The organism is Paracoccus marinus, from assembly GCF_007018965.1.
GTDB classification, from domain to species: Bacteria; Pseudomonadota; Alphaproteobacteria; order Rhodobacterales; family Rhodobacteraceae; genus Paracoccus; species Paracoccus marinus.
The window spans coordinates 1-13,851 of the sequence record NZ_VJYZ01000004.1 but is presented as its reverse complement, the minus strand read 5'-3'; the positions used below and the strand labels follow the sequence as shown (position 1 = coordinate 13,851).

The 13,851-nt window shown below is 69.4% G+C and carries 15 protein-coding genes and 1 pseudogene; 8 read left to right on the top strand and 8 right to left on the bottom strand.

The annotated features are described in order from the left end of the window. Window positions 1-183: 183 nt before the first annotated feature. Together FNF32_RS00770 and FNF32_RS00765 are read right to left on the bottom strand one after the other, a co-directional pair. Window positions 184-738 (bottom strand): adenine phosphoribosyltransferase, encoded by a 555-nt coding sequence (locus FNF32_RS00770; RefSeq protein WP_131672962.1) that lies wholly within the window; start codon window positions 736-738, stop codon window positions 184-186. Then, window positions 735-1,337, bottom strand: a complete 603-nt coding sequence (locus FNF32_RS00765; protein WP_131672963.1) for a flavin reductase family protein — start codon at window positions 1,335-1,337, stop codon at window positions 735-737. The genes FNF32_RS00770 and FNF32_RS00765 overlap by 4 nt, the downstream gene beginning before the upstream one ends. A 149-nt stretch (window positions 1,338-1,486) precedes the next feature. Here FNF32_RS00765 and FNF32_RS00760 point away from each other — a divergent pair, with 149 nt between their 5' ends. Together FNF32_RS00760 and FNF32_RS00755 are read left to right on the top strand one after the other, a co-directional pair. Next, entirely contained in the window at window positions 1,487-2,062 is a 576-nt protein-coding gene (locus tag FNF32_RS00760; protein ID WP_131672964.1) for a GNAT family N-acetyltransferase, read from the top strand. 53 nt (window positions 2,063-2,115) lie between these two features. After that, the gene (locus FNF32_RS00755; protein WP_131672965.1) at window positions 2,116-2,925 is read left to right on the top strand and encodes an EcsC family protein; all 810 of its coding nucleotides are present in this window, start codon (window positions 2,116-2,118) and stop codon (window positions 2,923-2,925) included. Window positions 2,926-2,971: 46 nt separating this feature from the next. On the opposite strand, the gene FNF32_RS00750 is transcribed toward FNF32_RS00755, so the two are convergent. Further along, on the bottom strand, window positions 2,972-3,604 hold the full coding sequence (locus FNF32_RS00750) for a DUF1523 family protein (RefSeq protein WP_131672966.1): 633 nt from the start codon (window positions 3,602-3,604) through the stop codon (window positions 2,972-2,974). Window positions 3,605-3,710: 106 nt separating this feature from the next. Then, complete coding sequence (locus tag FNF32_RS00745) at window positions 3,711-3,911, bottom strand: SlyX family protein (RefSeq protein WP_131672967.1); 201 nt, start codon at window positions 3,909-3,911, stop codon at window positions 3,711-3,713. 46 nt (window positions 3,912-3,957) lie between these two features. Between FNF32_RS00745 and hisS the strand changes: the two genes are divergently transcribed. The 4 genes from hisS (at window position 3,958) to FNF32_RS00725 (ending at window position 7,567) form a co-directional block, all read left to right on the top strand. Continuing rightward, window positions 3,958-5,457, top strand: a complete 1,500-nt coding sequence (gene hisS / locus FNF32_RS00740; RefSeq protein ID WP_131672968.1) for a histidine--tRNA ligase — start codon at window positions 3,958-3,960, stop codon at window positions 5,455-5,457. Next, complete coding sequence (locus FNF32_RS00735; RefSeq protein WP_131672969.1) at window positions 5,454-6,515, top strand: ATP phosphoribosyltransferase regulatory subunit; 1,062 nt, start codon at window positions 5,454-5,456, stop codon at window positions 6,513-6,515. Before hisS ends, FNF32_RS00735 begins: the two co-directional genes overlap by 4 nt. Further along, window positions 6,509-7,207 (top strand): ATP phosphoribosyltransferase, encoded by a 699-nt coding sequence (hisG, locus tag FNF32_RS00730; RefSeq protein ID WP_131672970.1) that lies wholly within the window; start codon window positions 6,509-6,511, stop codon window positions 7,205-7,207. Before FNF32_RS00735 ends, hisG begins: the two co-directional genes overlap by 7 nt. A gap of 75 nt (window positions 7,208-7,282) precedes the next feature. After that, window positions 7,283-7,567 (top strand): DUF2171 domain-containing protein, encoded by a 285-nt coding sequence (locus FNF32_RS00725; RefSeq protein ID WP_131672971.1) that lies wholly within the window; start codon window positions 7,283-7,285, stop codon window positions 7,565-7,567. Between the two features lie 99 nt (window positions 7,568-7,666). Here FNF32_RS00725 and ftsY read toward each other — a convergent pair whose 3' ends face one another. The 3 genes from ftsY to FNF32_RS00710 all read right to left on the bottom strand — a co-directional run bounded on the left by ftsY (window position 7,667) and on the right by FNF32_RS00710 (window position 11,009). Beyond that, entirely contained in the window at window positions 7,667-8,737 is a 1,071-nt protein-coding gene (ftsY, locus tag FNF32_RS00720) for a signal recognition particle-docking protein FtsY (protein ID WP_131672972.1), read from the bottom strand. A gap of 64 nt (window positions 8,738-8,801) precedes the next feature. Then, window positions 8,802-9,935, bottom strand: coding sequence for an HPP family protein (locus FNF32_RS00715; RefSeq protein ID WP_246087621.1), 1,134 nt, complete (start codon window positions 9,933-9,935; stop codon window positions 8,802-8,804). 144 nt (window positions 9,936-10,079) lie between these two features. After that, window positions 10,080-11,009, bottom strand: a complete 930-nt coding sequence (locus FNF32_RS00710) for a class I fructose-bisphosphate aldolase (protein WP_131672973.1) — start codon at window positions 11,007-11,009, stop codon at window positions 10,080-10,082. A gap of 147 nt (window positions 11,010-11,156) precedes the next feature. Here FNF32_RS00710 and FNF32_RS00705 point away from each other — a divergent pair, with 147 nt between their 5' ends. Together FNF32_RS00705 and lepA are read left to right on the top strand one after the other, a co-directional pair. Next, entirely contained in the window at window positions 11,157-11,645 is a 489-nt protein-coding gene (locus FNF32_RS00705; protein WP_143796437.1) for an MliC family protein, read from the top strand. 135 nt (window positions 11,646-11,780) lie between these two features. Continuing rightward, window positions 11,781-13,580, top strand: a complete 1,800-nt coding sequence (gene lepA / locus FNF32_RS00700) for a translation elongation factor 4 (protein WP_131672975.1) — start codon at window positions 11,781-11,783, stop codon at window positions 13,578-13,580. Between the two features lie 3 nt (window positions 13,581-13,583). On the opposite strand, the pseudogene FNF32_RS15390 reads toward lepA, so the two are convergent. Then, a pseudogene (locus FNF32_RS15390) lies at window positions 13,584-13,851 on the bottom strand (hypothetical protein); the annotation flags it as partial.

Sequence of the window (13,851 nt, the reverse complement as noted above, 5' to 3'; positions counted from 1 at the left end):
TTAGCTGTAAATCCAGACTACGCTCAGCTTAGCTATTTTGGTCCGGGTCTAATTAAGCCACCGAAAGATATGCTGATTGAACATGGTGGCACCCCGTTAACTGGATTCTTGCCCATTAAGTAGGAGGGTATTGATGACAGTGACTGCCGCCGCGCAGCTAGCAGTTTACGCTCGCGTTCCTTCCTATGCCCCCTCGAACTCGCACAGCACGTGGACATCGACCCCCGCCGCTTCCAGCAGGCGGCGGCCGCCGAGTTCCGGCAGGTCCACCACGAAGGCCGTGCCCACGACCTCGGCGCCCAGGCGCTTGCACAGGCTGATGCTCGCCTCGGCCGTGCCGCCGGTGGCCAGCAGGTCGTCCACGATCAGCACCCGCTCGCCCGGCGACAGCGCGTCGTCGTGGATCTCCATCACCGCCTCGCCGTATTCCAGCACGTAGGCCTGGCTCACCACGCCGCCCGGCAGCTTGCCCGCCTTGCGGATCGGCACGAACCCGGTGGACAGCTGGTGCGCCACCGCGCCCCCCAGGATGAAGCCCCGCGCCTCGAGCCCCACGACCTTGTCGATCCGCATCCCGGCATAGGGCGCGAGCAGCTGGTCCACCGCCATGCGGAAGCCGCGCGCGTCGGCGAACAGCGTCGTCACGTCGCGGAACACGATCCCCGGATGGGGAAAGTCGGGGATGCTGCGGATATAGTCCTTGACCGTCTTCTGGACGGGGCGGGGGGCGACGCTCATGGGCGGATCATCTCGAATGTTTCGGTCACGCGGGCGTAATCGCCGCGATAGCCCATGCGCGCAAGCCAGCCGGTCGCGCGCAGGTCGAACGCACCGTCCGCGTTGATGCAGTCGTCGCGGATGTGGATGCCCGTGACGACGCCCAGCACCATCCAGTTCGCCTCGCCCGCAAGCCGCATGACGCGGGTCGCCCGGCATTCCAGCGACGCGGGCGCGCCCGCCACGCGCGGGCAGTCGATGCTGTCGCATTCGGCCGACGCGATGCCCGCCGCCTGGAACTCGCTGATACCGGCGGCGTGAACGGCGGTCGAGGCGTTCATCTCGTCCTTCATCGCGAAGTCCGCGATGTTGACGCAGAAGACGCGCGATTCCGCGATCTGCGCCACGCTGTCCTTGGTGCCGTCGCGGTCGGCCTTCGCCCCGGTCGAGGCGAACATCACCTGCGGCGGGACATAGGCGGTGGCGTTGAAGAACGAATAGGGCGCAAGGTTGTCGCCCTGCGTTCCACGGGTCGAGATCCAGCCGATCGGGCGGGGCGCCACGATCGCGTTCCACGGGTCGTGCGGCAGGCCGTGGCCGTTTTCCGGTCGATAGAACATCTTTCCGCCCCGCGTTCGTGATCCGGCGCCCATGATGGCCGGGCATCGGTCCGGCAACAACCTGCCCCATCGCGGTCTGGCGGATTTTTCCCGTTCAAACCGGATGCCGCGGGTGCTAACCACCCCCCCGACCCGAGGAAAGAGGGGCGATGTACGAGCTTTGCCCGGAAACGGACGACGATACGCCCGAGATCGAGGCCCTGATGGACCTGTGCTTCGCGCCCGGCCGCACGGCGCTGAGCAGCTATCGCCTGCGCGACGGCGTGCCCAAGGTCGCGCCCCTGTGCCTGTGCCTGCGCGACGAAACCGACGCGGTGGTGGCCGCGATCCGCTACTGGCCAGTCCGGGTCGGCGAGCGGCCCGTGCTGCTGCTGGGTCCGGTCGCCGTGCATCCGACCGCGCAGGGCGAGGGGCTGGGCGCGTTTCTGATGCGCGAAAGCCTGGCCCGCGCGGGCGAGATGGGGTGGGCGCGGGTCATGCTGGTGGGCGACGCGCCCTATTACGGCCGCTTCGGTTTTGCCCGGCTTGATGGCGTTGTGATGCCGCCGCCCACCAATCCCGACCGGGTGCTGGGGCTGGAACTCGTTTCCGGGGCGTGGGTTGGTGTGCGCGGCGACGTCCTGCGAGAGGATTCGCCCGACGTTCGCGCCGCGCTGGCCGAAATCGAGGCATCCGTCGATCTGCGGCAGGCCTGCATCGAGGTCGAGGCGCCGAACCAGCACTGACGACACCGCGGACCCCGCCGCTCATCCCCGCCGCCCATGAAGGAGCCCGCACCATGACCTCCCCCGACCTTCCCAGCCGGCAGGCCGTCCTGCCGCCGATCAACGACCCCACCGTCCATATCGAGATCGACCGCCTCGCGCGGCGCTACGTGGACGCGGGCGGGCTGGGGATGGACATCCTGTCGGCGATCGGCGGCAGCGCCGAGATCGTGCTAGACCGCCTGCCGGGCTTTGCCCGCAAGCGGCTGGACCGGCTGACGCTGTCGGCGCTGACCCGCGCGGTAGATGCCGCCGGGCGGACGCGGCGCGTGGTGCGCGACCGGGGCGACTGGTTCAACCGCCTCGCCTCGACCGTGTCGGGGGCGGCGGGCGGCTTTGGCGGCCTGCCGGGCGCAATGATCGAGATGCCGGTGACGATCACGATGCTTCTGCGCGGCATCCTCGACATCGCGGCCGAACACGGCTTCGACCCCGACAGCGAGGACACGCGCATGGACGCGCTGCGGGTATTCGCTGCCGCGGGGCCTATGGCTGCCGACGACGGCACCGACCTTGGCCTGCTGGCCGCGAAGCTGTCGATCACGGGGCAGACGCTGCAGGGGCTGATCGCCCGCGTCGCGCCGCGCCTGTCGGCGGTGCTGGGGCAAAAGCTCGCCGCGCAGGCGACGCCGGTGTTCGGCGCGCTGGCGGGGGCGTCGATCAACTATACTTTCGCGCGTTACTACCAGGAACTCGCCCGCGTCCAGTTCGGGCTGCTGCGGCTGTCGCGCGAAAGCGGCCTGCCGCGCGAGGCGCTGGTCGAGGCGCTGCAGCTTCGGATCGACGAGCTGCGCGACAAGCGCCCGGCACGCCCCGCGCGCTGAGGGATCGGGGCGGGGCCGGGACGGGGGGCGGAATCGCGGCGCCTTGTCAGCGCCGCGCGTTCGACCACCAGCGCCGCAGGCCGGACGTGCCGGCTGGCCCGGCATAGTCCCGCGCCAGCCGGCGTTCGTCCCGTCGCGCGTGACGGCGGTCCAGATAGCTGTTCCACGCCCGCCAGATGACCGCCAGCACCGCCGCCATGACGCCCAGGACGACGAGCGCCGGCCAGTTCAGCGGCCGGTCGTCCGGCCCCGCGACCGGCTGCACGCCCACCGCGTTCGGATAAACCGACCACCACGGGATGCGCCAGCCATAGGCCGTCACGCTGACCCACGTGGGGTTGGCGGCGGTCGAGACCTGGTCGGCCGCGATCGCGTGCAGGTTCGAGCTGTCGTATTTGAAGTAGGGCGGCCAGATCAGGCCGGTATCCTCGTTGCGATAGACGAAGGGCTTGCCGCCCGGCCGCACGGTCGAGATGAAGCGCACGTCGCGCCGCCCGTCCGCCGTCTCGACCGTCCCGGTCTCGCGCGAGGCGTAGAAGATCGCGTTCGCGCCCACGTTCGTCAGCCGGTTCGACACGTCGATGATCCGCACGGTGTTGCGCGACGGCAGGATGTAGTCGAGGCCAAGGAACACCACGACCCCGAACAGCACCCCCGCCACGACCTGAAGAATACGCATGATGACCTCTTGGAAACGGGCGGGGCAGGTGGGGATAGCAGCGGGCGCGATCCGGCAGCGAACGCGGCAGGCGGGGGCGGCGTTCCGTCGCCGGGACCGCGCCCGCCTACCAGTGCGGCGGACGCTGGTCGGTCAGGGGGATCGCGCCCTCGGCCGCCTCGCGGTCGGCCTCTCGTTCCATCAGCAGGCCGACGTGGCGGGCAAGGCGGCGGATCTCGGCGTCCTGCCGCGCGACCACGTCGGACAGGTCGTCCACCATGCGCTGCAGATGCGCCACCCGTTCCTCGACCGTCTGCAACTTGTCCATGCCGCCCCCTTCCGCTAATCCGGCCCGGCATCAGCAGGATACCGTCATGGCCAAGGACCAGAAACCGCGCCGTCCGCGCGCCGAGACGCCGAAGGGCTTCCGGGACTATTTCGGCGCCGAGGTGTCGGAACGCAAGGCGATGCTGGACCGGATCGCCGAGGTCTATCACCGCCACGGCTTCGACGCGCTGGAAACCAGCGGGATCGAGACGGTCGAGGCGCTGGGCAAGTTCCTGCCCGACGTGGACCGCCCCAACGCGGGCGTGTTCGCCTGGCAGGAAGAGGCGGTGCCCGGCGGCGGTTCCGGCGACTGGCTGGCGCTGCGCTACGACCTGACCGCGCCCTTGGCGCGCGTCGCGGCGCAGTACCGCAATGACCTGCCTTCGCCTTACCGGCGCTATGCGATGGGTCCGGTGTGGCGCAACGAGAAGCCGGGTCCGGGGCGGTTCCGGCAGTTCTATCAGTGCGACGCGGACACGGTGGGTTCGTCCAGCGTCGTGGCGGATGCCGAGATCATCGCGATGCTCGCCGACGCGCTGGAAGCGGCCGGGATCGCGCGCGGCGATTATCTGGTGCGGGTGAACAACCGCAAGGTCCTGAACGGCGTGCTGGACGCGATGGGCGTGACCGATGGGGCCCAGGCCGCGGACGTGCTGCGGACCATCGACAAGTTCGACAAGATCGGCGAGGCGGGCGTGCGCGACCTGCTGACCACCGGCCGCACCGACGCCTCGGGCGCGGAAATCGAGGGCGTGGGGCTTGAGCCCGCGCAGGCAGAGCCGGTGATCTCGTTCCTGACCTCGCGCGGGGCCAGCAACGACGCGACGCTGGCGAACCTGCGGGCGGCGGTCGGCGCATCGGCGATGGGGGCCGAGGGCGTGGACGAGCTGGCCGAGATCGCGGCGGTGCTGGACGCGATCGGCATGGGCGCGGACCGGGTCGTGATCGACCCCTCGATCGTGCGGGGGCTTGGCTATTACACCGGCCCGGTGTTCGAGGCGGAGCTTACGTTCGAGATCCTCGACGACAAGGGCCGCAAGCGGCAGTTCGGGTCGGTCGCGGGCGGCGGGCGCTATGACGATCTGGTCGAACGGTTCACGGGCCAGAAGGTGCCCGCGACCGGGCTTTCCATCGGCGTGGACCGGCTGCTCGCCGCGCTGCGCGAGAAGGGCCTGGCGCGGTTGGACGAGGTCGGGCCGGTGGTCGTCACGGTGATGGACCGAGACCGGATGACCGACTATCAGGCGATGGCCGCCGATCTGCGGTCGGCGGGCATCCGGGCCGAGGTTTATCTCGGCAACCCCAAGAACTTCGGCAACCAGCTGAAATACGCGGACAAGCGCGCCTCGCCGGCGGCGATCATACAGGGCGCGGACGAGGCGGCGCGGGGCGTGGTGCAGGTGAAAGACCTCATCCTCGGCGCGATGATCGCGGCGGAAGCGACGGTCGAGGAATGGAAATCCCAGCCCGCGCAGGTCGAGGTCGCGCGCGACGCGCTGGTCGCCACGGTCCGCGAAATGCTGGCGCGCGGGCGTCCCGCCGGATGATTCCCCGCACCGCCAAGGCGGCGGTGGGGCGCCGCATCCTCGATGCGTTCACGGCGGCGGGCGCGGCCGAGGTCGCGCCAGACGTGCTGCTGCCGTCGGCCACGCTGCTCGACCTTTACGGCGAGGATATCCGCGCCCGCGCCTATCTCACCACCGACCCGGTGCGGGGCGAGGTCGTGCTGCGCCCCGACTTCACCGTGCCGGTGGTGCAGATGCACATGGCGGGCGGCGCCGACCCCGCGCGCTACTGCTATCTGGGCGAGGTGTTCCGCAAGCAGGATCACGGCGACACCCGCCCCGCGCAGCCGCGCGACAACGAATACCTGCAAGCGGGGTTTGAGCTGTTTTCGCGCGACCGCCGCGCCGATGCCGAGGTGTTCGCGCTGTTTCACGGCATCCTCGCGCCCTATCGGCTGTCGGCCACCATCGGCGACATGGACCTGATCCTCGACGCGGTCGCGGGGCTGCCGCTGTCGGACGCGCGGCGCGCGATCCTCGCCCACCACATCTGGCGGCCCACGCGGTTCGCGCGCCTGCTCGACCGGTTCTCCGCCCCGGTCGCGCCCCGCCACTTCGCGGTCAACGACGCGCCGTGGACGGGCCTACGCGGCGTCCCCGAGATGGATGCCCGGATCGAGCGGCTGGAAAGCCACCGGGCCGAGCCGACGCTGCCCGCGATCTGGCACAAGCGGCTGCAGCGCCTGTTCGCCGTCGCCGGCCCCGCGCCCGAGGCGCTGGACGAGTTGCGCGTGCTGGCGGACCACATGCCCGCGATCGCGGAGGCCACCGAGCGTCTGGCGGCGCGCCTGCGCGACCTCGGCGCGCTTGGCGTCGATCCCGGAACGATCCACTTCGACGCGAGCCACGGCCGGCAGACGATGGAATATTACGACGGCTTCACCTTCAGCTTCACCGCGCCGGGCCGGGCCGACTGGCCGCCGGTCGCGTCGGGCGGGCGCTACGACGCGCTGACGGCGGTGCTGGGGCAGGGGGCGGCGATCCCCGCCGTGGGGGGCATCATCCGCCCCGGCCTTCTGGCCGAGCTTGATCGATGCTGAAGCTGGGCGTGCCGTCGAAAGGGCGGCTGATGGAACAGACCTTCGACTGGTTCGCCGCGCGCGGCGTGCGCCTGTCGCGGAACGGGTCGGACCGCGAATACGCGGGCGCGGTCGAGGGGGCGGAGGGCGTGTCGCTGGTCATGTTGTCGGCGGGCGAGATCCCGCGCGAACTTGCGGCGGGCCGGATCCAGCTGGGCGTCACCGGCACGGACCTGGTGCGCGAAAAGCTGGCGGGCTGGCGTTCGGACGTGGTCGAGCTCGCGCCGATGGGTTTCGGCCACGCCGACCTGGTGTTGGCGGTCCCGGCCTGCTGGCGCGACTGCGAGGACCTGGACGACCTTGCGTCCATCGCGCGCGACTTTCGCCTGTCGCACGGTTTCCGGCTGCGCATCGCGACCAAGTACCACCGCCTCGTCCGCGCGTTCCTGTCGGCGCACGAGGTCGCGGACTATCAGCTGGTGGACAGCCAGGGCGCGACCGAGGGCACGGTACTGAACCACTCCGCCGAGGCGATCGCCGACATCACCAGTTCCGGCGAGACGCTGCGCGCCAACCATCTCAAGGTCCTGTCGGACGGGCTGATCCACGCCAGCCAGGCGACGCTGCTGGCGGGGCGCGCGGCGGCCGAGACGCCCGACCTGCGCGCATTCGCGGACCGGCTTGGCATCCCCCGCGATCTGCACGCCGTCTGACCCCGCGGCGCTTCCGCCGGGATCGAAACCCATCCTCGCGCGTTGGGCGACGAAGCTGCAACAAGGGAGACCGTGATGGTCAACGCAAGCGAGATCAAGGAACACATGGAAGTCGTCGGCGCCGACGGGGTCCATGTCGGCAAGGTCGATCACGTCCAGGGCGACCGCATCAAGCTGGTCCGCAAGGACGAGGAGCACGGCCAGAACGACGAGCACCACCACTATGTGCAGCTGTCGGCCGTGGCGTCGTGCGACGGCGGCAAGGTGTGGCTGTCGGCGGATGCCGCCAACGCCCAGCAGCTGCTGGAAGAAGAGGACGGATCGTCCGTCCGCCTGGACGAGAAGAACGCGCAGCGCTGAGCGCCAGCGACCTTCTGGACGGCCGCTGTCCCGACCGGGACGGCGGCCTTTCCCTACCCCGACCGGCCTAGATCCCGTCCAGCGTAAGCCCCGACCCGCCTAAATCCCGACCAGCGCCCGCGCGAACTCGCCCGCGTCGAAGGCGTCGAGGTCGTCGATCTGCTCGCCCACGCCGATCGCGTGGATCGGCAGCCCGAACTTGTCGGCCAGCGCCACCAGCACCCCGCCCCGCGCGGTGCCGTCGAGCTTGGTCATCACCAGCCCCGACACGTCGGCGAGCTTGCGGAAGGTTTCGACCTGCGAAAGCGCGTTCTGGCCGGTGGTCGCGTCCAGCACCAGCAGGGTGTTGTGCGGCGCGGTCGGGTCCTTCTTGCGGATCACGCGGACGATCTTGGCAAGCTCCTCCATCAGGTCGGCGCGGTTCTGAAGCCGGCCCGCGGTGTCGATCATCAGCAGGTCCGCGCCCTCCGCCTCGGCCCGGGTCATGGCGTCGAAGGCGAGGCTTGCCGGGTCCGACCCGTGCGCGGCGACCATGACGGGCACGCCCGCGCGCTGGCCCCAGACCTGCAACTGCTCGACGGCGGCGGCGCGGAAGGTGTCGCCAGCGGCGATCACGACCTTCTTGCCGGCGGCGCGGAACTGGCTCGCGAGCTTGCCGATGGTGGTGGTCTTGCCCGATCCGTTGACGCCCACGACCAGCACGACCTGCGGCTTTTTCGGGTAAAGCGGCAGCGGCCGCGCGACGGGGGTCATGATCCGCGTGACCTCGTCGGCCAGCGCCTGCTTCAGCTCGGTCGCGCCGATGCGGCGGCCCATGCGGCCCTCGGCGATGTTGGCGGTGACGCGCAGCGCGGTGTCGGTGCCCATGTCGGCCGCGATCAGCATGTCCTCCAGGTCTTCCAGCATCGCGTCGTCCAGTTCCCGCCGCGGCTCGGCCGGGGCCGTCTCGCGGCCAAGCAGGCGGTCGACGAGGCCGGGGCGGTCGGGGGCAGGGCGGGGGACGGCAGGCGTCGGCGGGTGCGGCACTCCCGGGGTCTGCGGGGCCGGGGCGGGGGCGGCTTGAGGGGGCGCGGCCGGGGCGGGCGCGTCGCCGATCACCTCATCCAGACCGGCGCTGATCCGGGACGATGACTTGGTCAGACGGTCGCGCAGCTTGGACAGAAAGGACATGGCCACCTCGGGTTTTCGCTGCGGGAACCTAGGGTCTTTGCGGCCGAAGTGAAAGCCGCAGCTGTCAGCGGCCTTCGGGGACGTGCCGCGCCAGCGCCGCGATCAGGTCGGTCTGCGTCACGATCCCGACTAGCCGCCCGGCATCCAGGATCGGCACCGCGTCGGTTCCGCTGATCGCCAGCGGCACCAGCAGGGCCGCCACCGGCGTCGCGGGGGCGGCTGTCACGGGCGCCGCGTCCATGATGTCGCGCGCAAGGGCGCGGTCGGGCGCGGGGGTCAGCCGACGACGCCGCTGCGGGGCGGCCGCCTGCCGCGCGATCAGGTGCAGTTGGAAGATGACGCCGCGGAACGCCCCGTCCGCGTCCACCACCGGCAACGAGGTGAAGCCGTGGCGCACGAACAGGCCCGCGATCTCGTCCAGTGGCGTGTCGGGGGCGACGGTGACCAAGTCGCGCGACATGATCGAGGCGACGGTGCCGGTGCCGATCCGGTTGCCGGCGGCCTCGACCTCGGCGGCGGCGATCAGCCGGGCGAGATCCTCGACCCCGAGGTTCAGCGACTGGCGATAGCGCGTAAGGATGCCGGCAAGCTCGTCCTCGGACAGGCCCGTGCGTTCCACCGGGTCGGGGTCGCCGGTGCCGACGGCGTTGGCGTCGCCGACATGCCGGAACGGGTAGCGCCGGCCCGTGGCGCGGGCGAACAGGACGCCGATCCCGATCAGCAGCAAGGTGCCTGTAGCCAGCGGCAGGAACGGCCAGGCGGGGTCCGCATGGGCCGGCCCGGCCAGCGGCACCATCAGCGCGACCGCGCCACCGGGCGGGTGGGTCGCGCGGCACAGCGCCATGACAAAGATCGCCAGCGCCACCGCCAGCGGCGCCGCGACGACCGTCTGCGGCACCGCCATGCTGACCGCCACCGCCACCAGCGCGGACACCAGCGTGCCGACGAACACCGGCCAGGGCTGAGCGAGCGGACTGTTCGGCGCCGCAAAGATAAGCGTCGCCGTCGCGCCGAACGGTGCCATCAGGACGAAGTGCCAAAGGAACAGCCCATCCGTCGCGGCAGTGGCCAGAAGCGCGGCGATGCCGATCCCCAGCATCGCCCCCAGCGCCGCGCGACCGGATTCCGTCAGCGGAACGGTTGCGACGGGGCCAAGGCTGCGCAGCGCGCGCCGGATCGGGGAAGGCAGACGGGACAAGAGGCACCTGGCGGTGGGTGGTCGGCTAACGCTGCGATCGCGCCGGGCCGCCGCATCGGCGCCGGCCGGCCGGTCAGTCAGGGATTGGTCGTGAAAACGGGCGGCGGAAACCCCGCCGCCCGCGTCGTCGTTCAGACCCTGAAATCAGGCCTTGCCGAGATAGATGTCCACCAGCTTGCCCAGCATCTCAAGCGCGTCCTCGCGCGAGCGCTGGAAGCTGTTGCGGCCGATGATCGAGCCGTTGCCGCCGCCGTCGCGGATCGCGATCGCGTCCTCGAAGACCGCGTCCGAGCCCTTGGCCGCGCCGCCCGAGAACACCACGATCCGGCGTCCGCCAAAGGCCGCCTGCATGCAGTGTTCCACGCGCTTGGCCTGGGTCGAGACGTCGATCCCCTGTTCCTCGTAGACCTTCTTGGCGTCCTTGTTCTCAAGCACGTCGGTGGACAGCTTGATCTTGATGATGTGGGCGCCCAATAGCGCCGCGATTTGGGCCGCGTAGGCGGCGATGTCGATCGCGGTCTCGCCTTCCTTGGTGATCGCCTCGCCGCGCGGATAGGACCAGATCACCGTCGGGATGCCGACCGAGGCCGCCTCGGCCCGCATTTCCGAGATTTCCTCGAACATGTCGAGCGCCAGGTCCGAACCCGGGTAGATGGTGAAGCCGATGGCGGCGCAGCCGAGCCGCAGCGCGTCCTGCACGGTCGCGGTCACAGCCTGGTTCTTGCCCGCGGTGTCCGACATCAGGCTGTTGGCGCTGTTGCACTTCAGGATCGTCGGGATCTGGCCGGCATAGGTGTCGGCGCCCGCCTCGATCATGCCCAGGGGAGCCGCATAGGCGCTCAGCCCCGCGTCAATCGCCAGCTGATAGTGATAGTGGGGGTCGTAGCCCAGCGGGTTCTTGGCGAACGACCGCGCGGGGCCATGCTCGAAGCCCTGGTCCACGGGCAGGATGACCATCTTGCCGGTGCCGGCAAGCTTGCCCTGCATCAGCATGCGGGCGAGGTTGGCTTTGACGCCGGGGTTCTCGCCTTCGTAGTTGGCCAGGATCTTCTTGACGGTATCGGTCATCTGCATGGGATGCGGGCTCCGCGACTGGAAAGGGTGCCGTTCCCTTAGCAGACCGTGGCACGGGTGAAAGGCCGGTTGCGCTAACGGCGCGGACCCGCCGTGCCGCTTGGGCGTTATGGGGCACGAACCGCCATGACCCAAAAGGGGATGCAGATGACCCGGACGATGATCCTTGCCGCCGCGCTGCTTGCCGCAGGCCCGCTGCACGCGCAGACCGCCGCCCCGCAACCTGCGCCGGAGGCCGCGCCGGCGGCTGCGCCGGACACCGCCTCCGGTTCAGGGCCGACCGACGCCACGATCCCGCCCGCGCCGCCCCCCGTCACCACGGCCGAGCCCGCGCCCACCGACATGCCCGGCACCGCGCCATCCGAGGGCGACACGATCGAGCGGATCGCCTATTCCTGCGACGGCGGGAAGATGATGGACGCGATCTTCGTCAACACGGCCTCGGGTTCGTCCTTCGCCGTCGTGTCGCACAACGACGAGCTGATCCCGATGCAGGTCGCGGTGTCCGCATCGGGCGCGCGCTACGTGCCCGTCAACGTCAACCAGACCTACGAGCTGCTGACCAAGGGCGACGACGCGACCCTGTACGAAGACCAGGACACCGTGATCGCCGAGAACTGCGCCGCCCAACGCTGAGACGCGACGCGTGCGGTCTGCGGGACCGGGCCGCACGGGCGTTCCTGCGCGCGCGCCCTGCCATTCCCCTGAAAGCGCGCCGCGCGCCCCTTTCAAATTGACCGGCCGCGCTTTCCCGCGCATATCCGCGTCATCATGACAGAGCTCAATCTCATCCGCAATTTTTCGATCGTGGCCCATATCGACCACGGCAAATCCACGCTGGCCGACCGGCTGATCCAGTCGACGGGCACGGTCGCCGACCGCGACATGAAGGAACAGCTGCTCGACAGCATGGATATCGAGCGTGAGCGCGGCATCACCATCAAGGCCAACACCGTCCGCATCACCTATCCGGCGAAGGACGGGCAGACCTATGTCCTGAACCTGATCGACACCCCCGGCCACGTCGATTTCGCCTATGAGGTCAGCCGCTCGATGCGCGCGGTCGAAGGCTCGCTGCTGGTGGTGGACGCGACCCAAGGGGTCGAGGCGCAGACGCTCGCCAACGTCTATCAGGCGATCGACGCGGGCCACGAGATCGTGCCGGTGCTGAACAAGATCGACCTGCCCGCCGCCGAGCCCGAGCGCGTGAAGGAGCAGATCGAGGACGTGATCGGCATCGACGCCGCCGACGCGGTGCTGATCTCCGCCAAGACGGGCTTGGGCATCCCCGACGTGCTTGAGGCGATCGTGACCCGCCTTCCCGCGCCCCAGGGCACCCGCGACGCGGCGTTGAAGGCGATGCTGGTGGACAGCTGGTACGACCCCTATCTGGGCGTCGTCGTCATGATCCGGGTCATGGACGGGGTGATCCGCCGCGGCGACCGCGTCAAGATGATGCAGACCGGCGCCGTCTACGGCATCGACAAGCTGGCGGTCCTGACGCCCGCCATGAAGGACATCGCGGAACTGGGGCCGGGCGAGATCGGCGTCTTCACCGCGTCGATCAAGCAGGTCCGCGACACCCGCGTCGGCGACACCATCACCCACGAACGCCGCGGCACCGACGCGCCGCTGCCGGGCTTCAAGCCCGCGCAGCCGGTGGTGTTCTGCGGCCTTTTCCCGGTCGATGCCGCCGACTTCGACGCCCTGCGCGACGCGATCGAGAAGCTGGCGCTGAACGACGCGAGCTTCAGCTACGAGATGGAAACCTCGGCCGCGCTCGGCTTCGGCTTCCGCTGCGGGTTCCTGGGGCTCTTGCACCTCGAGGTGATCCGCGACCGGCTGGAGCGGGAATACGACCTCGACCTCATCACCACCGCGCCGAGCGTGGTGTTCCGCCTGTTCATGCGCGACGGCGAGATGCGCGAACTGCACAACCCCGCCGACATGCCCGACCTGACGCTGGTGGACCATATCGAGGAGCCGCGGATCAAGGCCACGATCATGGTCCCGGACGAATACTTGGGCGACGTCTTGAAGCTGTGCCAGGACCGGCGCGGAATCCAGATGGACCTGACCTACGCGGGCAGCCGGGCGATGGCGGTCTATGACCTGCCGCTGGCAGAGGTCGTGTTCGACTTCTACGACCGGCTGAAGTCGGTGACCAAGGGCTACGCCTCGTTCGACTACCAGATCTCGGAATACCGCGAGGACAACCTGGTCAAGATGTCGATCCTGGTGAACGACGAGCCGGTGGACGCCCTGTCGATCATGGTCCATCGCGACCGCGCCGAGGCGCGCGGCCGGGTGATGGTGGAAAAGCTGAAGGAGCTGATCCCCCGCCACATGTTCAAGATCCCGATCCAGGCGGCGATCGGCGGGCGGGTCATCGCGCGGGAAACTCTGGCGGCGCTGCGCAAGGACGTGACGGCGAAGTGCTACGGCGGGGACGCCACGCGGAAGAAGAAGCTGCTGGAGAAGCAGAAGGCGGGCAAGAAGAAGATGCGCCAGTTCGGGAAGGTGGAGATCCCGCAGTCGGCGTTTATTTCGGCGTTGAAGATGGATGGGTGAGGCTTACGCCTCACCTTCCAACGCTTCGTCACCTAGTTCATCAATGATTTCCTGCCAAGGCCAATTTACAGTGGCGTATTTTCTGTAGAATAGCACTGCGCGGTCCACTACAGCGACAGCATTTGATTGTTCGACGTAAGTTAGAACAAGGCCCTTGCCCCTGTCATCGATTTGCAAGCGATCTATGTTCCGAATGACCTGCCCCCCTCGGGTCCCTCGTTCATAACGAGAGTCTGCGGGTTTGAGATTGGTAGTCGGGTCGGCCGTTCTG

Excerpts from the sequence above, each read along its gene's own strand:
- FNF32_RS00770 (WP_131672962.1), bottom strand. The coding sequence starts at position 738 with ATGAGCGTCGCCCCCCGCCCCGTCCAGAAGACGGTCAAGGACTATATC.
- FNF32_RS00765 (WP_131672963.1), bottom strand. The coding sequence starts at position 1,337 with ATGTTCTATCGACCGGAAAACGGCCACGGCCTGCCGCACGACCCGTGG.
- FNF32_RS00760 (WP_131672964.1), top strand. The coding sequence starts at position 1,487 with ATGTACGAGCTTTGCCCGGAAACGGACGACGATACGCCCGAGATCGAG.
- FNF32_RS00755 (WP_131672965.1), top strand. The coding sequence starts at position 2,116 with ATGACCTCCCCCGACCTTCCCAGCCGGCAGGCCGTCCTGCCGCCGATC.
- FNF32_RS00750 (WP_131672966.1), bottom strand. The coding sequence starts at position 3,604 with ATGCGTATTCTTCAGGTCGTGGCGGGGGTGCTGTTCGGGGTCGTGGTG.
- FNF32_RS00745 (WP_131672967.1), bottom strand. The coding sequence starts at position 3,911 with ATGGACAAGTTGCAGACGGTCGAGGAACGGGTGGCGCATCTGCAGCGC.
- hisS (WP_131672968.1), top strand. The coding sequence starts at position 3,958 with ATGGCCAAGGACCAGAAACCGCGCCGTCCGCGCGCCGAGACGCCGAAG.
- FNF32_RS00735 (WP_131672969.1), top strand. The coding sequence starts at position 5,454 with ATGATTCCCCGCACCGCCAAGGCGGCGGTGGGGCGCCGCATCCTCGAT.
- hisG (WP_131672970.1), top strand. The coding sequence starts at position 6,509 with ATGCTGAAGCTGGGCGTGCCGTCGAAAGGGCGGCTGATGGAACAGACC.
- FNF32_RS00725 (WP_131672971.1), top strand. The coding sequence starts at position 7,283 with ATGGTCAACGCAAGCGAGATCAAGGAACACATGGAAGTCGTCGGCGCC.
- ftsY (WP_131672972.1), bottom strand. The coding sequence starts at position 8,737 with ATGTCCTTTCTGTCCAAGCTGCGCGACCGTCTGACCAAGTCATCGTCC.
- FNF32_RS00710 (WP_131672973.1), bottom strand. The coding sequence starts at position 11,009 with ATGCAGATGACCGATACCGTCAAGAAGATCCTGGCCAACTACGAAGGC.
- FNF32_RS00705 (WP_143796437.1), top strand. The coding sequence starts at position 11,157 with ATGACCCGGACGATGATCCTTGCCGCCGCGCTGCTTGCCGCAGGCCCG.
- lepA (WP_131672975.1), top strand. The coding sequence starts at position 11,781 with ATGACAGAGCTCAATCTCATCCGCAATTTTTCGATCGTGGCCCATATC.